Source organism: Shewanella sp. c952 (assembly GCF_019654975.1).
Taxonomy (GTDB): Bacteria; Pseudomonadota; Gammaproteobacteria; order Enterobacterales; family Shewanellaceae; genus Shewanella.
The window spans coordinates 1-872 of sequence record NZ_BPEW01000087.1; the positions used below are offsets into that span (position 1 = coordinate 1).

General features: G+C 51.3%; 1 protein-coding gene. It reads right to left on the minus strand.

What is annotated here, in order from left to right; genetic code table 11:
• A partial coding sequence (locus K5R16_RS21965) for a hypothetical protein (RefSeq protein WP_220740530.1) occupies positions 1 to 872 on the minus strand: 872 nt, incomplete at both ends.

The following is an 872-nucleotide window of genomic DNA, read 5'->3' on the forward strand; positions in this document are numbered from 1 at the left end:
GCCTTGGCCTGTTCTTCTCCCCCTCTCCTTCCCCCCCTTCCTCTCCTCCCCCTCCCCTTCCTCCCCCTTCCTCTCCCTCCCTTCTTTCCCCCTCCCCTTCTCTTTCCCTCCCTCTTCCTCTCTCCCCTCTCTCCCTTTTTTCCTCTTCTCCTCCCCCCTCCCTCTTTTTCCTCCTTCTCCTCCCCCCCCCCTTCTTCCCTCCCTTCTCCCTCCCTCTTTCTCCTCTCTCCCTCTTTCCCCTCCCCCCCCTTCTTTTTTTCCCTTTCCTCTTTTTCTTCCTTTTTCTTTTTTCCTTCCTCCCTCCCCTCCCCCCCCTCTCCCCCCTCTTCTTCCCCCTTTCTTCTTCTCTTCTCTTCTTTCTCCTTTCCTTCCCCCTTTCTCCCCCTCCTTTCTTTCCTTTTTCTTCCTTTCTTCTTCTCTCCCCTTCTTTCTCCCTCTTCTCCCTTTTTCTCTTCCCCTCTCCCTTTCCTCCTCCCCCTCTTCTCTTTCCCTCTTTTTTTTCCCCTTCCCTCTTTCTCCCCTCCCCCCTTCCCTTTTCCTCCCCTTTTCTCTCTTCCTTCCTCTCTTTTCTTTCCCCCTTTCTTTTCCCCTCCCTTTCTTCTCTTCTCTTTCTTCTCTTTCCCTCTTTCTTTCTTTCTCCTCTTCTTTCCCTTTCCCCTTCTTTTTCTTCCTCTCCCTCTCCTTTCCTTTTTTCCTTTTTTTTCCCCCCTCTTCCTCTCCCCTTCTCCTCCCTTCTTTCTTCTCCCTCTTTCTCTCTTTTTTCTTCCTTTTTCTTTTCTTTTCCTCCTTCTCCCCCTTCTCCTTCTTCCTCCTCTCATGATTGGCGCCGCAATCGATAAGCTCTGGAGGTCTATCACCAGATAATACGATTA